The organism is Bacillus cereus group sp. RP43 (genome assembly GCF_040459645.1).
GTDB lineage: Bacteria > Bacillota > Bacilli > Bacillales > Bacillaceae_G > Bacillus_A > Bacillus_A mycoides_C.
The window spans coordinates 3725455-3739681 of record NZ_JARVHQ010000001.1; the positions used below are offsets into that span (position 1 = coordinate 3725455).

A 14227-nucleotide genomic window follows, 5' to 3' on the forward strand; every position below is an offset into this window, starting at 1 on the left:
TATTCTCCCCCTGCTTCTTCTCATTTGCTTCACGTCATTAAATCCTCAATAATTGTAGCATAATCCACCCTAGAAGAAAATGAAAACTACTTATTCACCTGTAAGATTTCCACCTTATTTTTCGTGACGACACCTTCGTAATAAACAATTTTCGATAAATATTTCACTGAAGATTTATGTATAAAAAGCAGTTGAATGACAGAAAGACAAACAAATTGAATCAGCAATATACGAATTATAATTTTCTCCACTTTTTTCAAAAAACTCACTCCTTCCCTCTCTATACTGACAGATACACTCCTATAAATTCCCATGAACAAAACCTAATCTAATAACCACTTACCGAAGCACACTTAAACTAATTAATTTTATTGTCATTTTCTAAGCATACTTTTATACATTTTCATTGTCGAATTTACTCAAAACATGTTATGTTCTAAATGTGTTTTTCAACTTGAAAGGGGTATAAGCATTGAAAAGAATCCTAGTTTTACACACAGGTGGAACAATTGCAATGGAGGAAGATAAAGAAACTGGGGTCGTACAACCAGGTGAAAAGAATCCTCTTTTAAAATTTATTCCTGATTTAGAAGGCGATGTTGATTTAATTGTCGAAGATGTGTTCCATCTTCCATCTCCTCACATGACTCCTAGCGAAATGCTACAATTACAAGTCATCATTGACGAAAGAGTAAAACAAGACGATATTCACGGCGTAGTCATTACGCATGGTACCGATACATTAGAAGAGACAGCCTATTTTCTTGATTTAACAGTTCAAGCAACTATCCCAATCGTTGTGACAGGGGCAATGCGCTCTAGTAATGAATTAGGTGCCGATGGTCTATATAATTTCTTATCAGCTGTAAAAGTTGCTAGTAGTAATGAAGCTGCTGAAAAAGGTGTTCTAGTCGTATTAAACGACGAAATACATTGTGCTACAAATGTAACAAAAACGCACACAAGTAATGTCGCGACATTCCAAAGTCCACAGTACGGACCCATCGGTATGGTAACAAAACGTGGTGTTGTTTTCCATCATGCTTTAGTGCATCACGAAACATACACAGTACGACAAATTTCTAAAAACGTTGTCGTTCTAAAAGCATACGCAGGTATGGATGATACATTATTATCAGCAATCGAAACACTACCAGTAGACGGAATTGTTATTGAAGCACTTGGACAAGGTAATTTACCTCCAAGAACACTTCCAAGTCTAGAACGATTAATAGGCAAAGGAATTCCTGTCGTATTAGTGTCTCGCTGTTTCAACGGTATCGTTCAAGATGTATATTCGTATGAAGGTGGCGGCAAGCAATTAAAAGATATGGGTGTTATATTCACATACGGTTTAAATGCTCAAAAGGCACGTATTAAATTATTAGTCGCATTAGAGAATACAAATTCTCACGAAACAATCCAAAATATGTATATGCACGATTAAAAAAGAAGCTGTCGAATTTCGACAGCTTCTTTTTATTTTTCTCTTAATGTAATGGTTTGCGCAATCGCATCTCCATGGAATCTACCGTTCTCGATAAATATTTCATTTGCGTTATTCCCAGCGGCAATTACACCTGCAATAAAAATATTTTCAGCGTTTGTTTCCATACTACCCTCTGTATAAATCGGGCGCCCTGTTTCTTCATCAATCCGAACTCCCATTTTTGTTAAGAAGCTGTGATCTGGATGGTAACCCGTCATAGCAAATACAAAATCATTTTGAATTGTATACGCTTCACCCTCTACTGTATACGTTAACGTATGCTCAGTAATTTCTTTTACATGCGCATGGAAATGCATTTGAATTGTTCCATTTCGTACTAATGCCTCAAATTCTGGCAAAATCCAAGGTTTAATACTTGGCGAGTATTCCCCGCCACGGTATAGAACTGTTACACGTGCACCCGATTTAACAAGCTCTAACGCTGCATCTACACTTGAATTTTTACCACCTATTACAACAACATCTCGATCAAAATAAGGATGTCCTTCTTTGAAATAATGAGCTACTTTGTCGAGTTTCTCACCAGGTACATCCATATAATTGGGATTATCATAATATCCAGTTGCAACGACAATGTACTTCGCCACATATATTTCTTTGTTTCCGTCACTCTTCGTCGTTTCAACTTTAAAAACATCACCATCTTTTTGAACTTGTTCCACTCGTTCAAATGCATTTACACGTACAGATTTACGCTTTACTACTTCACGATAATACGCGAGCGCTTGATTACGAAATGGCTTACGATTTTCTGTAATAAAAGCAACTTCACCAATTTCTAATTTTTCACTAGAGGAGAAAAATGTTTGATGAGTTGGATAATTATAAATTGCATTTACAATGTTTCCTTTTTCGATTACTAACGGATTTAACCCCACTTTTTGCAACGAAATCGCCGCTGCTAATCCGCATGGACCGCCTCCGATAATAATAACTGTTTCTTTTTGCATACTCTGTTCACTCCTAGTCTTCTACCTCTGCTCTATTTATCTAAACAAGAAAAAACCTACTTACAGCAGTAGGCACCTATCTTTATTGTATTCATTTTTCATATATTTGTCATCTAAACGAAACGTACATCCGATAGACATCTGCTAAAAACTGCTGAAATTTAATTCCTTGTTGCCCTAATACATTTTCAGGATCAATTTTTCTAGCTGGATCAAGTGTTTTATGCGACACAATATCTTTTTTCGGATTCAAGCCGAAATTTTGACATAAATACGCATGATACCAAGTAAAACGAGTATACGCCTCCCAAAAGTTTACGTCGCCTCCATAACAAAGTTCCACCCCAATAGCAGCCTTATTCGCATCATAACCGAATAAATCATTATCCGTCGGCACACTGTATCGAACATGGTACGCAACTTCATTTATAGGGACAATTTCTAATATTGTTTTATCATCTATAAATGTATGCGCCGAAGCTTTCGGTTGTATTTCATTAAAGTAATCTCGATTTCCTATTGCATTGCTACCAGGATTCCCCGTATCATGACTTACAATGAATCTTACTTTAGAAAGAGGAATTCCCGGTCGTGAACTTCCATATCCAATATAGTTACGCTCTATAGGAAACATCGCCATCACTACCAACTCCCGCTCTAGAAAATTACCTTACTTCCTTATATATGTATTCGGCAGCAATGTCCTTATAGCATATTTCTTACGCGAAGATAAAATCGAAAATATTTGATGTGAATACCATAAATAATACAATACTTACAGCCACTCCATAAAAACCGTAAAACCAAACACAATCTTCTTTCGTATCTAAGCCGAAAAATTTATTTACCGATTGTAATAATGTGCCACGCTTACTTTGTTTGTTTCGTAATACTTCCACTCGTTCTACAACATCTGCTGGCATCATAAATCTTTGGTCTACTGTCATTTTCATCATTTATCTCTCCTTAAAATCATTTCCGTTTTGCTTATCTAAGGAAAGTATAGCACGTTTGTTCGTATAGAACAAGCGTTCTTTTTGTTTTTATTCTATTTTTCACCAAGCCACATAATAATTCCAAATAATACAGCGATAATCAGCCCTTACAACAACCACTCCAAAAACCAGATACAATAAACCCTCTCCTAACATCCTAATAACACTTGTTTTCTGAACACTTTTAGTTCTTACTAGCTCACTCTCTAACTGTTTTACCCTTTCATCTAATTGATTTACTCGATTCATCATTTCCAACACTTCTAACTAGTAACTTCAACAAAAAAACGCGATTCCCTCAAAAGGAAATCACGTTTTCTCAAAACATTATATATTATACCCAACCTCTGAAGCGACTAGCCTCAGCCATTTTACGAACACCAACCATGTACGCAGCTAAGCGCATGTTCACTTTACGAACTTGTGATGTTTCATAAATTGAATCGAATGATCTTACCATTACTTTTTCTAAACGTTGTTCTACTTCTTCCTCAGTCCAGTAGTAACCTTGGTTATTTTGTACCCACTCAAAGTAAGATACCGTAACGCCACCAGCACTTGCTAATACGTCTGGAACAAGTAAGATACCACGATCTGTTAAGATTTTTGTTGCTTCTAATGTAGTTGGACCATTTGCAGCTTCAACTACAATTTTTGCTTTAATCTTATCAGCATTTTCTTCTGTAATTTGGTTCTCAATTGCAGCTGGAACTAAAATGTCGCAATCAAGTTCTAACAGTTCTTTGTTTGAAATTGTATTATTAAATAGTTTTGTTACAGTACCGAAGCTATCGCGACGATCTAGTAAGTAGTCAATATCTAATCCATTCGGATCATGTAGTGCACCGTAAGCATCTGAAATTGCAATTACTTTCGCACCTGCATCATGCATAAATTTAGCTAAGAAGCTACCCGCATTACCAAATCCTTGAACAACAACGCGTGCACCTTTAATATCAATGTCACGTTTTTTCGCAGCTTCACGAATACAAATTGTTACACCTTTTGCAGTCGCTGTTTCACGTCCGTGTGATCCACCTAATACAAGTGGTTTACCTGTAATAAATCCTGGTGAATTAAATTCATCGATACGGCTATACTCATCCATCATCCATGCCATAATTTGTGAGTTTGTAAATACATCTGGAGCCGGAATATCTTTTGTCGGACCAACAATTTGGCTAATTGCTCGTACATAACCGCGGCTCAATCTTTCTAATTCACGGAAAGACATCTCACGTGGGTCACAAATGATTCCACCTTTACCTCCACCATATGGTAAATCAACAATACCACATTTTAAACTCATCCAAATAGAAAGTGCTTTCACTTCATTTTCTGTTACGTTTGGATGGAAGCGAATTCCACCTTTCGTTGGACCAACAGCATCATTATGTTGTGCACGATATCCTGTAAATATTTTAACAGTCCCGTCGTCCATACGAACTGGAATTTTCACTGTCATCATACGAATTGGTTCTTTCAATAATTCATATACTTCGTTTGGATAACCCAATTTTTCTAATGCTTCATTAATTACAATTTGTGTTGAATTTAACAATTCAAAATGTTGTTCCCCTTGTTGTTGTGTTTTCGTTTGAGTTCCCTTTTCGGCTACCATAGTAAGTAAACCCCCTGTAATTTCACTTGTTTAGTAAACCTTCATTGCCTAGTATACACCGTTAAATTTGGAATGCAATAGAAAACGCTAACAAATATATACAAACTATTTTGTATTGCAAGCGTTTTCACTATTATTATAGTCCTTTTATTGCTTTTAGAAAAGTAAAATACTTAAATATTTAAATATTTTTTATTTTCATCAAAATACATTCGATAAAACAATTATTTCATCAAAAAATACTGATTACATTTTAACATACAGATCGGCTAGTCTTGTTACCTACACTTCACTTTATAGATTTTAGATTTTCCAATCTTCAGCTGAATAAAAATAAAACCTCAAGCTACGTTACATTAGCTGAGGTTTTGTTTTTTCACAAAGTAATTGTATATTTGTTCAATCGCTTGAGAATCCATTAATTCTTTACCATATTCCATTACGCGGTAAATTGTTGCTGTTGACGGATTACCGTATTCCGCTAAAATAGCTATAAAATCCGCCTTCAATAATTGAAATTGCTCTTCTTCTTCTATCCAAAGATAAAAACGATCATCCCACGTATACAACTTCCCATCAGTTACACCAAGGTTATATAAGCGATTTGACAAATTGATTACATCATCTAATGTAGCAAACTCGTAAAGTATATGTTCACTTTCATCAAGAGTCACTTGCATTTCAATAAACTCGTCACGGAACTCATCTTCTGTGTCCACTTCGTGGTTTTCTTTTGTTACAATTACAACCATACCTTGAGCTTGTAGAGAAAATACTTCCACAGCAATCGGTCCATCCGCTTCAAACCCTAATTCTTTATTTGCTTCTTGCATCATATCACGGAATAGTTGCTGTACTTTCGGTGCATTTCTCCACAAATCTTCTTTTGTTAATCCTCGTTCAGATAAATCATCAAATGTTAGGAAAATTTTAATCTTATTATAATTTAAACGTTCCAGTCTCATCTCATACCCTCCCTACGTAACCATTGCATCTAATTTTTATTATATGAAATATAAAATAGATGGTTCTTTTCGAACGACTATTCCGACATCTTTAACCATCCATCCCATTCTTCTTTCGTGTTACCAATTAGGATATTTTGAAGTTTTAATTGATCTCCAATGCCTTTTCTTCCTATAAAACCACCAGAGAGGTTTTTATTTTTTTCTTGCAACAAGTCAATAAATCCTACTGCCTCTTCAAGTTCTCGTTCATCATCAAAAGATATAAATAAATATTTAGGTTGTAATTGTTCAATAGCTAGTAAAATACCTTCTTCATCTAAACTTGTCCCCATATACATTGCTTGATATCCTTTCAGTCGTAAATACGTCGCGAAAATAAATCCTTTTAATATATTATTTTCTAAAACGAAAACTTTGTTAACGGAAGAATATACTGACGCATTATGATAGATCATTCCTAAACGTGTTTGTAAGAATGATACAACATATTTGAATTGTGACATTGTAATCTCATTATTACTTTTTAAAGTTAACAACTTGTTTGCCACTTGAAGAATGATGCTTGCAACAACCTTTTCCGTTGAATATATACTAAAAACCTCGTTTAATAATGCAGAAATTGTAATTTCATCAAATTCTAACAAAGCTTGTAGTATATCGTCCACTAAAACAACTTCTGTATCAGTAATTTTTTCTTTTTGAACGTTGTTCTGCAACCGATTCCCTTCTAATAACTGAACTGCTTGTCCAATCATCATCCCCTCAGAAACTTTGTTCATTAACCATTTCAAAATATGAATATGCTCTTCTGTATATAAACGATGCCCCGCACGATTTCTCTTTGGGGCAATAATATGATAGCGTCTTTCCCATGCGCGAAGTGTACTCGGTTGAATTCCGAGTATATTTGAAACAGCTTTTATATTATATTTCCCATTTGAATTCGGCATTATTTCCCTCCGCATAACGTAATGATATGTGTTTGGGAAGGTGCCCGAAAACGAAGAGGGAACAATGTTGTTCCATACCCATTACTAACAAAGAGAGTCGTATTAGAATGCTGATACACGCCACCCTTTAAATACTTTTCAGATGAAAACAACCGAATCTGGCCTCCATGTGTATGTCCACTTAATACGAGCGAAATTTGTTCTTTATCAGACATTTTCTTTATTATATCTGGGTTGTGACTAATTAAAATGCGAAAACCTTCTTCTTTACAATCAGCCAATGCTAAATCTAAACGATCTCGTTCTAATCCAACATCATCGATACCGAGTAAGCAAATTTTCTCTCCTAATTCAGATTCAAATACAACTCTTGTATTATCTAATACCTTCACATTATTTTCTATTAATAAAGCATCTAATTCGTGATATTCAATTTCATAATCATTATTTCCCCATACAAAATATACAGGGGCTATTTCTCTTAATTTTTGAATATTTAAAGAGATTTGGGATAAAGGTACTCCTTTTTCAGCTAAATCTCCGCCAATAATTACGATATCTGCGTTTCCTTTCACTCGTTCAATTAACGAGTTAGAAATGATCCTTCTATGAATATCCGAAATAAAAAAGACATTAACTTTTTGAAAACTTTCCGGAAATTCTTCAAATACTAAAGTATGTTCCAACACTGTATTACGCATCGCTTCTTTATACATTCCAAGAAGACATACAAAACCAATGCATATGAGAGTACATAATAATATAATCCATGACATATATTTTTTACTCTCCCTCCTCGTAAAGTATAGTCCTTAATTTTATGTGCAGCTATATATCACTCATTTAGCTAGCTCTCATACTTCGTGGACTTATCTTTTATAGGAATTTTCAATTCTTGTCCTACCTTCACTTCGTCTTCTTGTAAATCATTATACTTTTTTATTATTTCTATCCCATCTTCATCTGAGAAATATTGCTTCGCTATACTTTCTAAAGTTTCTCCATCTTTCACAACATGAGTTGCTACTTTCTCAGACTGCTTCTTTGATTCAGTCTTAGCGGAATCAAAGAAAATTACTTCAAACGCACTTTTCTCAGCATTATTACTATCACTTTTTACCTGTATATACTTATCCGTATACCATAGGATACTAATAGGTAACAATATGAATAAAAATGTTAACACCCGGACAAAAATGTGATTCATTTTAAACTTTGGTTTTTTCTCTTTATTTCTATGAATTTCACTACGCGGCGGTAAACCTTCATCTTCTTCCACTCGCTCAACTTCTAACTCCTCTTCAAAATCAGGAATTCGTTTTCTCATGTTGTTCACCACCACCTTCGATTTATTTTCTTAATTGGAGCCCCATTATAAAATCAACAAGAAAGTGTGCAAAGATTGTTATAAACAAATTTCCTGTCCACTCGAATACATAACCAAAAACAAAACTAATAAAGCAGACGAAACAAAACAAAAAAGGCTTCGTTATATACCGAATATGTAACACAGCAAAAATTAAACTCGCTATTACAATTCCGAAATGAGTCTGCACTACACCTCTAAATAAAAACTCTTCCGCAAATCCAATAATAAACGTGATAACGAGTAAATGCATGACAGAAATCCCTTGAAACATTCTATCGTTAATACCACCATCATCAAACCAAGATTCTGGAAACACTCGCATTGCAACATAATCTAATAACACAATACAAATCGCTAATAAGCCACCTATTACAAGTATAGAAACCGGTTCCCAGTTCCACAAACTATAAACTTCTCTTTTATCTTGAAATAATATATATGCTAGTAAACAACCGATACCAATAATGATTAGTTGTGTTATGTAGAGATTCAGTCTTATTTCCCTCGGACTCATATCTTCAACATTATGCCTTTGAATGTTCATCATTCCTCCATCTTCCCTAGGCCGAAAAGCTTTTGTAACTCTGTTTCCCAATTATAGTCGAAAACTGACTGTTGCGCTCGTCTTTTTTTATACTCTGTTTTTGTAATACCACAGTAATCACAACAGTTTTCTATCTCTTTTTCCTTTCTATAACCGAACTGTTGTAACAAATATTCACGTCTACATCCTTGAACTTGTATCCATGACTTCATATTTTCTAGCTCACTATATTTATTACGCAGTCTCACTTCCACTTCCGCTATTAATCTGTACATTATTTCATCTGACAAGCTCTCTAGCATAAGATTTCGCTGTTGTATGATTCCAAGATGTTCGAGATGATAACGGATAAAACGCCAATATTGTTCATTAAATCTTGCTGCATTATAACAAATTTCTTCTACATCTTCTAATGGTAATACTTTCGTTTGAAACATTCTTTCTTGTAGTAACGAAAATAAAAATTGTATTTGCGATTTACTTGGTAATTCATCTTCAATGATTGAAATTGGCAAATCGTGATCCAATGGACTACATAATAAAATAGCTATACTCAATTCTCCATCTCTTCCCGCTCTTCCAATTTCTTGTAAATAGGAAGCTACATTTGTCGGATATTGAAAATGAATAATATATCTTGTATTTGCCTTATTTACCCCCATCCCAAAAGCACTTGTACATATTACAATTTGCAACTGGTCATTCATAAACTGTTGTTGGATTAACATACGCTCTTCATGTTCCATACCACCATGGTAAAAAGCTACACCTGTAATTCCTTTTCCTCTTAAATACTCGGTTAAACGCTCTGTCCAGGCCCTACTTGAACAATAAACAATACCAGGCCCTTGCAAATACATTACATGCTCAAAAAGCGCCTCTTTTTTTTCTTCTATCGTTTCCACAAATTGCACTTCCATCGCAATATTTGGACGATCAATTGAGTACACATGCTCAGCGATATTTTTTAGATTTAAACTTTCCGCTATATCTCGCAGTACATCCTTTGTCGCAGTTGCCGTTAATGCTAGTACTGTCGGAGATCCGATACTCTCAATTACTTTATCTAACTTTTTATAATCTGGCCGAAAATCATAGCCCCATTGTGAAATACAATGTGCTTCATCTACGACAAATAATGAAATATGTATTTTTTTCAATTCTCTTATTAGAAGTTCCGACTGCAACATCTCTGGTGATACGAAAACAAATTTATAAAAAGATAGCTTTTTCATTGCTTCTCTTTTTTCACTTAACGTCCGAAAACTATTAAATGCAATAACTCGATTTTTCACAACATACTTTAATTGCGTAACTTGGTCTTCCATTAAAGATAATAATGGTGATACAACAAGCACCGTCCCCTCTTGCAGAAGCCCTGGAAGTTGATAACACATTGACTTTCCCCTTCCAGTCGGAAGCATTGCTACAACATCTTTTCCTTCCAATAAGTCCGTAATAACTCCTTTTTGCCCCGGACGAAATTCAGAATATCCAAACCACTTATATAAATATTCCTCAAGCTTCATTTATACCCTCCATCCGTGCCAATACAAGACGGACTTCAAAATAAGAGATTTCCTCTCCAACCGCTTGCTTCAACACACGCAATTTACGTGTTTGTAATGCTTCAATTACTTTTGTTACTTTTTCTATTTTTTCTTTTTCCATAAACATCTCTATAGAAAATTCTTTTTCTCGTAAAGCAATTTCTACAAAATGGTCTTCTATCGTGGCAACCTTCAAATTCCGAATTGTTGCTATTTCTTCTAAAGAACGTCCTTGTCTCCAAAGATTATATGTTTTTTTCGTTGATAAGCTAAATAAATCAGCTTTCTCATTTGGATAAGATATAATTTCAGCTAATAATGGAAACTCATTTTCTTTATTGTGAACCTCTTGAATAATGAAGTGAATTGTACCCCAAAATAAAAAATACACCCGAAATATATCTTGTTTCGTAATTTCCGCTAATTGTTGTAAAGTACACCCGATACGTTCGTACCCAGTTAACCGATATGTTACGATTGTCGCCTCTACTGGATTATTTTTGTGTAAAAGAGTATGCATTTCCATCCATAACCTTTTAGCCAATTCACTTCTCATATATGGTATTCCAGTGAGAAAACGTTTCACCCACATCATTATTTCTGTATCCTGTTGAATTGGAATAAATTTCGTATTCGCCTGTTGTAAATTCGAAATGGTTTGAACGATCAATGATAATCTCTTCCAAAACGTTTCACCTATTTCACCATAGTGTAAACCATGTAAATACGTCGGAAAGGCAAAGTCACCTTCCCATTTATTTAATTGCATGTTACCAGCAGTCGTTAACACATATGTATTATCATGTATACCTTGAACTAAATCCGTTTTTAATAACTTTGCAACTTCTTGATCATAATCAGCTCTATTTAATGATTTATAAATCCCAAACAAAAAAGAAATTTGAAATATATTCCCATCTTGTAATGTTTGCGACGATCTCTTTCCTTTTAATAAATAATAAATCGAAGAAACGGTTCTTTCACCATTCAATTGTTTTAAACAATATAATAAAGTATATTGTAGCTGCATTACCGCTTCCACCTCTCAGTCTAACTTCATTCCTTTTTCAATACGATTCATTTAATTTATCATATTCACACTACATGCTTGTATATATTCTATTGTATCAAACGAAATAACATTTAAGTATTTTGAAAATCTTATGAAATAATTCAAAAATAAGTTGACACTCTAATTGATAAGCATTATCATTATAATTTTATGTTGAAAAGTTTTAAAAACCGTTTTACAATAAGATTATAATTTTTTGGCGAACTTTTCACATACATATTATCAGGAGGGAAAAAATATGGCAAAATATACAATCGTTGACAAAGATACTTGTATTGCATGCGGTGCTTGTGGTGCTGCTGCACCAGACATTTATGACTATGATGATGAGGGTATTGCATTTGTAACATTAGACGATAACCAAGGTATCGTTGAAATTCCAGATGTATTAATTGAAGATATGATGGATGCATTCGAAGGTTGTCCAACTGACTCAATTAAAGTTGCTGACGAATCATTTGATGGCGACTCTTTAAAATTCGAATAGTCTTTTATTAACTTCAAAAAATCTCTCTCATAAGTATGAGGGGGATTTTTTGCTCTCTTTTTCATTCTCACTAAAAAAACCATTAGCAGTTAAGCTGCCAATGGTTTAATATTTTTAAGCATTTTTCATTTTTGCAAATACCCATACTTTCAAGCGTGAAAATAATGCTACAAATACAATTGTTACAACAATTCCTTTAATTACATTAAACGGTAATATCGCCGTTACAATAGTTTGTCGCATAATATCACTAGACATAGCTGGTGAATTTAAAAACCAAGTGTACGCTGGTAAAATGATAAAGTAGTTTAACACACTCATAATAACTGTCATAGTAATTGTTCCTAGCATTAATCCTGTCGTTAAACTTTTTACTGTGCGATACTTTCGGAATAAGAATGCTGCTGGACCAATAAATAAACATCCCGCTATAAAGTTTGCTACTTCTCCTACTGGTACTCCCGTTAAGCTCCCTTGAATTCCGTAATGCAAAATATTTTTTATCGCTTCTACAATTACACCTGCAATTGGACTGAAAATTATCGCTGCAATTAAAGCTGGCACATCACTAAAATCAATTTTTAAAAATGGCGGAAGCCCTGGGAATGGAAAATCTAACATCATTAGTAAATACGCAATACTGCTTAGCATCGCTACACTCACCATCTGCACTACACTGTTTTTTTGTTTCATCTTTCTCTCTCCTTTTCCATCGATCTTCTCATGGAAAGTGGAAAGGTTCTGCTATGCCTATTTTTTCGTAGAACGAAAAAACCCTTTGTGATTTACACAAAGGGAGAATTTTAAGGCACATCAAACAGACGTTCAAATACTTATCTTTTTTGAACGCTTGAACCTCCATCTTCTCCCATCCAGACTGTACTGTCGGCTTTGGAATCACACCAAATCCTGCCTTAACGGCTCGCGGGCTTAGAACGAAATTATTAACTGTTCATCACCGCCGGTCGGGATTTTCACCCTGCCCCGAAGATAGACCGATATTCTATTTTCCACTTCATTATACAACAACATGATCGTATTGTGAACAAAAAAAGTGTAACTTATTAAAAATAAGTTGTTTATTTTATATTATTAAAGAAGCAATCACTATATTTTACAATACAACCCATATTTTTTATAATTCGGTATTTCTCTTATGAATCCCCCTAGTCATATATCGTTAAAAGTGATAAGATGTTGAATTGTTAAGATAAGAACATTTTCTGAGTTATGGAGGAAATGTCATGAAGAAAGATAAAAGACACTCTATTCGAGAAGCAATGAAAAAGAACTTAAGAAAAGAATACTTTTATTTGAAAAAAGAATTACTTTTCTACTGTCCAATTGATCTAGGCACATTCTCAAGAGAGACATACTACGCTACTTTTGACCAAGATGGCATAAGTATTTATCAGTATGATAAAAAAACAGAAAGTAAATTAAAATTGTGTGAGCGTCATCCATGGAAGAGTTGGAATAAGGTAAAAGTTGATCATTATTTAACAACTTCTCAATTTATTTTCCAAGGTGAGCGAAACTGGATTTTATCCCTTTTCCAAAAAGGAAAAGAAGCTCAAAAAATAATTGAAGAACATACATCTTTACAAACAGAAGTTGTTTCCCGTCCTTTTTCCAAGAAACTTCCTGGTTTCCGTTCTAATACACCATTGAATAAATACATCGGTAGCATTTGTTACACTGCACTTATTGCATTTTTATTAAAATGGATGATTCCATTTCAAGCACCACAAATCGCCCTGTATTCTATTTCAATTGGCTTTATGCTTCTTGGTTTACTTTGTCTTACAATTGGTCTAATCGAACCAACTATCGTACTATTTCGGACAAAAGAAAAAACAAGAACAAAAGTCTTTTACTTATATAGCTACTTAGCTATTTCTGGATTTATATGTGTCTTTATTTTTTGGTAAAAGAAGCCGTCCCAAAAGATCTTTTGGGACGGTTTTTTGTTAGGAATGGGTTGCTCTTATTGTCGCATTTTGCTGTTAAGTCCATATTCCTTGTCGAAACGTCGATATAATAAGAGCTGCGTTCGATATATTTCAATTTGCGCCGATATAAATTCATTTACCATCTTGACACCCCCACCCCTAAAGGGGCCAGCTGACTAACGTCAATGGGATTCTTGCTACCAAAGGCGACGTCCATTTCTGGTATCGCTGACGTGCAAGATTGTGGTGTGCCATCACC

The 14227-nt window shown here is 34.4% G+C and carries 16 protein-coding genes, 1 pseudogene and 1 riboswitch; of the genes and pseudogenes, 3 read left to right on the forward strand and 14 right to left on the reverse strand.

Translation table 11 applies throughout. The features are described 5' to 3' along the window. Nucleotides 1-86: 86 nt before the first annotated feature. Complete coding sequence (locus QCI75_RS19395) at nt 87-260, reverse strand: DUF5359 family protein (RefSeq protein ID WP_098776765.1); 174 nt, start codon at nt 258-260, stop codon at nt 87-89. Nucleotides 261-472: 212 nt separating this feature from the next. On the opposite strand from QCI75_RS19395, the gene ansA reads away from it, so the two are divergent. Beyond that, nucleotides 473-1447 (forward strand): asparaginase, encoded by a 975-nt coding sequence (ansA, locus tag QCI75_RS19400; RefSeq protein ID WP_353761034.1) that lies wholly within the window; start codon nt 473-475, stop codon nt 1445-1447. Between the two features lie 32 nt (nt 1448-1479). Here ansA and QCI75_RS19405 read toward each other — a convergent pair whose 3' ends face one another. The 12 genes and pseudogenes from QCI75_RS19405 to QCI75_RS19460 all read right to left on the reverse strand — a co-directional run bounded on the left by QCI75_RS19405 (nt 1480) and on the right by QCI75_RS19460 (nt 11487). Further along, complete coding sequence (locus QCI75_RS19405) at nt 1480-2460, reverse strand: YpdA family putative bacillithiol disulfide reductase (protein ID WP_353761035.1); 981 nt, start codon at nt 2458-2460, stop codon at nt 1480-1482. A 109-nt stretch (nt 2461-2569) separates the two neighbouring features. Continuing rightward, a complete protein-coding gene (locus QCI75_RS19410; RefSeq protein WP_144505269.1) occupies nt 2570-3100 on the reverse strand; it encodes a peptidoglycan recognition protein family protein in 531 nt (176 codons plus the stop codon). A 79-nt stretch (nt 3101-3179) separates the two neighbouring features. Beyond that, entirely contained in the window at nt 3180-3416 is a 237-nt protein-coding gene (locus tag QCI75_RS19415; protein ID WP_098776761.1) for a DUF3961 domain-containing protein, read from the reverse strand. A 92-nt stretch (nt 3417-3508) separates the two neighbouring features. After that, nucleotides 3509-3707, reverse strand: a pseudogene (locus QCI75_RS19420) (hypothetical protein). Nucleotides 3708-3789: 82 nt separating this feature from the next. Beyond that, nucleotides 3790-5076: an NAD-specific glutamate dehydrogenase gene (gudB, locus tag QCI75_RS19425; RefSeq protein ID WP_071744887.1), complete on the reverse strand. Its 1287-nt coding sequence runs from the start codon at nt 5074-5076 to the stop codon at nt 3790-3792. A gap of 356 nt (nt 5077-5432) precedes the next feature. After that, nucleotides 5433-6041 (reverse strand): genetic competence negative regulator, encoded by a 609-nt coding sequence (locus QCI75_RS19430; protein WP_098776759.1) that lies wholly within the window; start codon nt 6039-6041, stop codon nt 5433-5435. A 77-nt stretch (nt 6042-6118) separates the two neighbouring features. After that, complete coding sequence (locus QCI75_RS19435; RefSeq protein WP_144505267.1) at nt 6119-6994, reverse strand: MerR family transcriptional regulator; 876 nt, start codon at nt 6992-6994, stop codon at nt 6119-6121. Continuing rightward, nucleotides 6994-7770 carry a metallophosphoesterase gene (locus tag QCI75_RS19440; protein WP_353761036.1) on the reverse strand — a complete coding sequence of 259 codons (777 nt, stop codon included), beginning with the start codon at nt 7768-7770 and terminating at the stop codon, nt 6994-6996. The genes QCI75_RS19435 and QCI75_RS19440 overlap by 1 nt, the downstream gene beginning before the upstream one ends. Nucleotides 7771-7841: 71 nt before the next feature. Continuing rightward, nucleotides 7842-8321 carry a LysM peptidoglycan-binding domain-containing protein gene (locus tag QCI75_RS19445; protein WP_070141507.1) on the reverse strand — a complete coding sequence of 160 codons (480 nt, stop codon included), beginning with the start codon at nt 8319-8321 and terminating at the stop codon, nt 7842-7844. 22 nt (nt 8322-8343) lie between these two features. Next, a complete protein-coding gene (locus QCI75_RS19450; RefSeq protein ID WP_098776755.1) occupies nt 8344-8907 on the reverse strand; it encodes a CPBP family intramembrane glutamic endopeptidase in 564 nt (187 codons plus the stop codon). After that, the gene (locus QCI75_RS19455; protein ID WP_144505263.1) at nt 8907-10436 is read right to left on the reverse strand and encodes a RecQ family ATP-dependent DNA helicase; all 1530 of its coding nucleotides are present in this window, start codon (nt 10434-10436) and stop codon (nt 8907-8909) included. Before QCI75_RS19455 ends, QCI75_RS19450 begins: the two co-directional genes overlap by 1 nt. Continuing rightward, nucleotides 10426-11487 (reverse strand): YpbB family protein, encoded by a 1062-nt coding sequence (locus tag QCI75_RS19460; protein WP_353761037.1) that lies wholly within the window; start codon nt 11485-11487, stop codon nt 10426-10428. The genes QCI75_RS19455 and QCI75_RS19460 overlap by 11 nt, the downstream gene beginning before the upstream one ends. 280 nt (nt 11488-11767) lie before the next feature. Between QCI75_RS19460 and QCI75_RS19465 the strand changes: the two genes are divergently transcribed. Continuing rightward, on the forward strand, nt 11768-12016 hold the full coding sequence (locus QCI75_RS19465; RefSeq protein WP_001151994.1) for a ferredoxin: 249 nt from the start codon (nt 11768-11770) through the stop codon (nt 12014-12016). 114 nt (nt 12017-12130) lie between these two features. Here QCI75_RS19465 and QCI75_RS19470 read toward each other — a convergent pair whose 3' ends face one another. Then, on the reverse strand, nt 12131-12709 hold the full coding sequence (locus QCI75_RS19470; protein WP_002011769.1) for an ECF transporter S component: 579 nt from the start codon (nt 12707-12709) through the stop codon (nt 12131-12133). Nucleotides 12710-12872: 163 nt separating this feature from the next. Continuing rightward, a riboswitch (FMN riboswitch) is annotated at nt 12873-13012 on the reverse strand. Nucleotides 13013-13260: 248 nt separating this feature from the next. Between QCI75_RS19470 and QCI75_RS19475 the strand changes: the two genes are divergently transcribed. After that, the gene (locus tag QCI75_RS19475) at nt 13261-13947 is read left to right on the forward strand and encodes a hypothetical protein (RefSeq protein WP_128281646.1); all 687 of its coding nucleotides are present in this window, start codon (nt 13261-13263) and stop codon (nt 13945-13947) included. The last annotated feature ends 280 nt before the right edge of the window (nt 13948-14227 follow it).

Excerpts from the sequence above, each read along its gene's own strand:
- QCI75_RS19405 (WP_353761035.1), bottom strand. The coding sequence starts at position 2,460 with ATGCAAAAAGAAACAGTTATTATTATCGGAGGCGGTCCATGCGGATTA.
- QCI75_RS19410 (WP_144505269.1), bottom strand. The coding sequence starts at position 3,100 with ATGGCGATGTTTCCTATAGAGCGTAACTATATTGGATATGGAAGTTCA.
- QCI75_RS19415 (WP_098776761.1), bottom strand. The coding sequence starts at position 3,416 with ATGATGAAAATGACAGTAGACCAAAGATTTATGATGCCAGCAGATGTT.
- gudB (WP_071744887.1), bottom strand. The coding sequence starts at position 5,076 with ATGGTAGCCGAAAAGGGAACTCAAACGAAAACACAACAACAAGGGGAA.
- QCI75_RS19430 (WP_098776759.1), bottom strand. The coding sequence starts at position 6,041 with ATGAGACTGGAACGTTTAAATTATAATAAGATTAAAATTTTCCTAACA.
- QCI75_RS19435 (WP_144505267.1), bottom strand. The coding sequence starts at position 6,994 with ATGCCGAATTCAAATGGGAAATATAATATAAAAGCTGTTTCAAATATA.
- QCI75_RS19440 (WP_353761036.1), bottom strand. The coding sequence starts at position 7,770 with ATGTCATGGATTATATTATTATGTACTCTCATATGCATTGGTTTTGTA.
- QCI75_RS19445 (WP_070141507.1), bottom strand. The coding sequence starts at position 8,321 with ATGAGAAAACGAATTCCTGATTTTGAAGAGGAGTTAGAAGTTGAGCGA.
- QCI75_RS19450 (WP_098776755.1), bottom strand. The coding sequence starts at position 8,907 with ATGAACATTCAAAGGCATAATGTTGAAGATATGAGTCCGAGGGAAATA.
- QCI75_RS19455 (WP_144505263.1), bottom strand. The coding sequence starts at position 10,436 with ATGAAGCTTGAGGAATATTTATATAAGTGGTTTGGATATTCTGAATTT.
- QCI75_RS19460 (WP_353761037.1), bottom strand. The coding sequence starts at position 11,487 with ATGCAGCTACAATATACTTTATTATATTGTTTAAAACAATTGAATGGT.
- QCI75_RS19465 (WP_001151994.1), top strand. The coding sequence starts at position 11,768 with ATGGCAAAATATACAATCGTTGACAAAGATACTTGTATTGCATGCGGT.
- QCI75_RS19470 (WP_002011769.1), bottom strand. The coding sequence starts at position 12,709 with ATGAAACAAAAAAACAGTGTAGTGCAGATGGTGAGTGTAGCGATGCTA.
- QCI75_RS19475 (WP_128281646.1), top strand. The coding sequence starts at position 13,261 with ATGAAGAAAGATAAAAGACACTCTATTCGAGAAGCAATGAAAAAGAAC.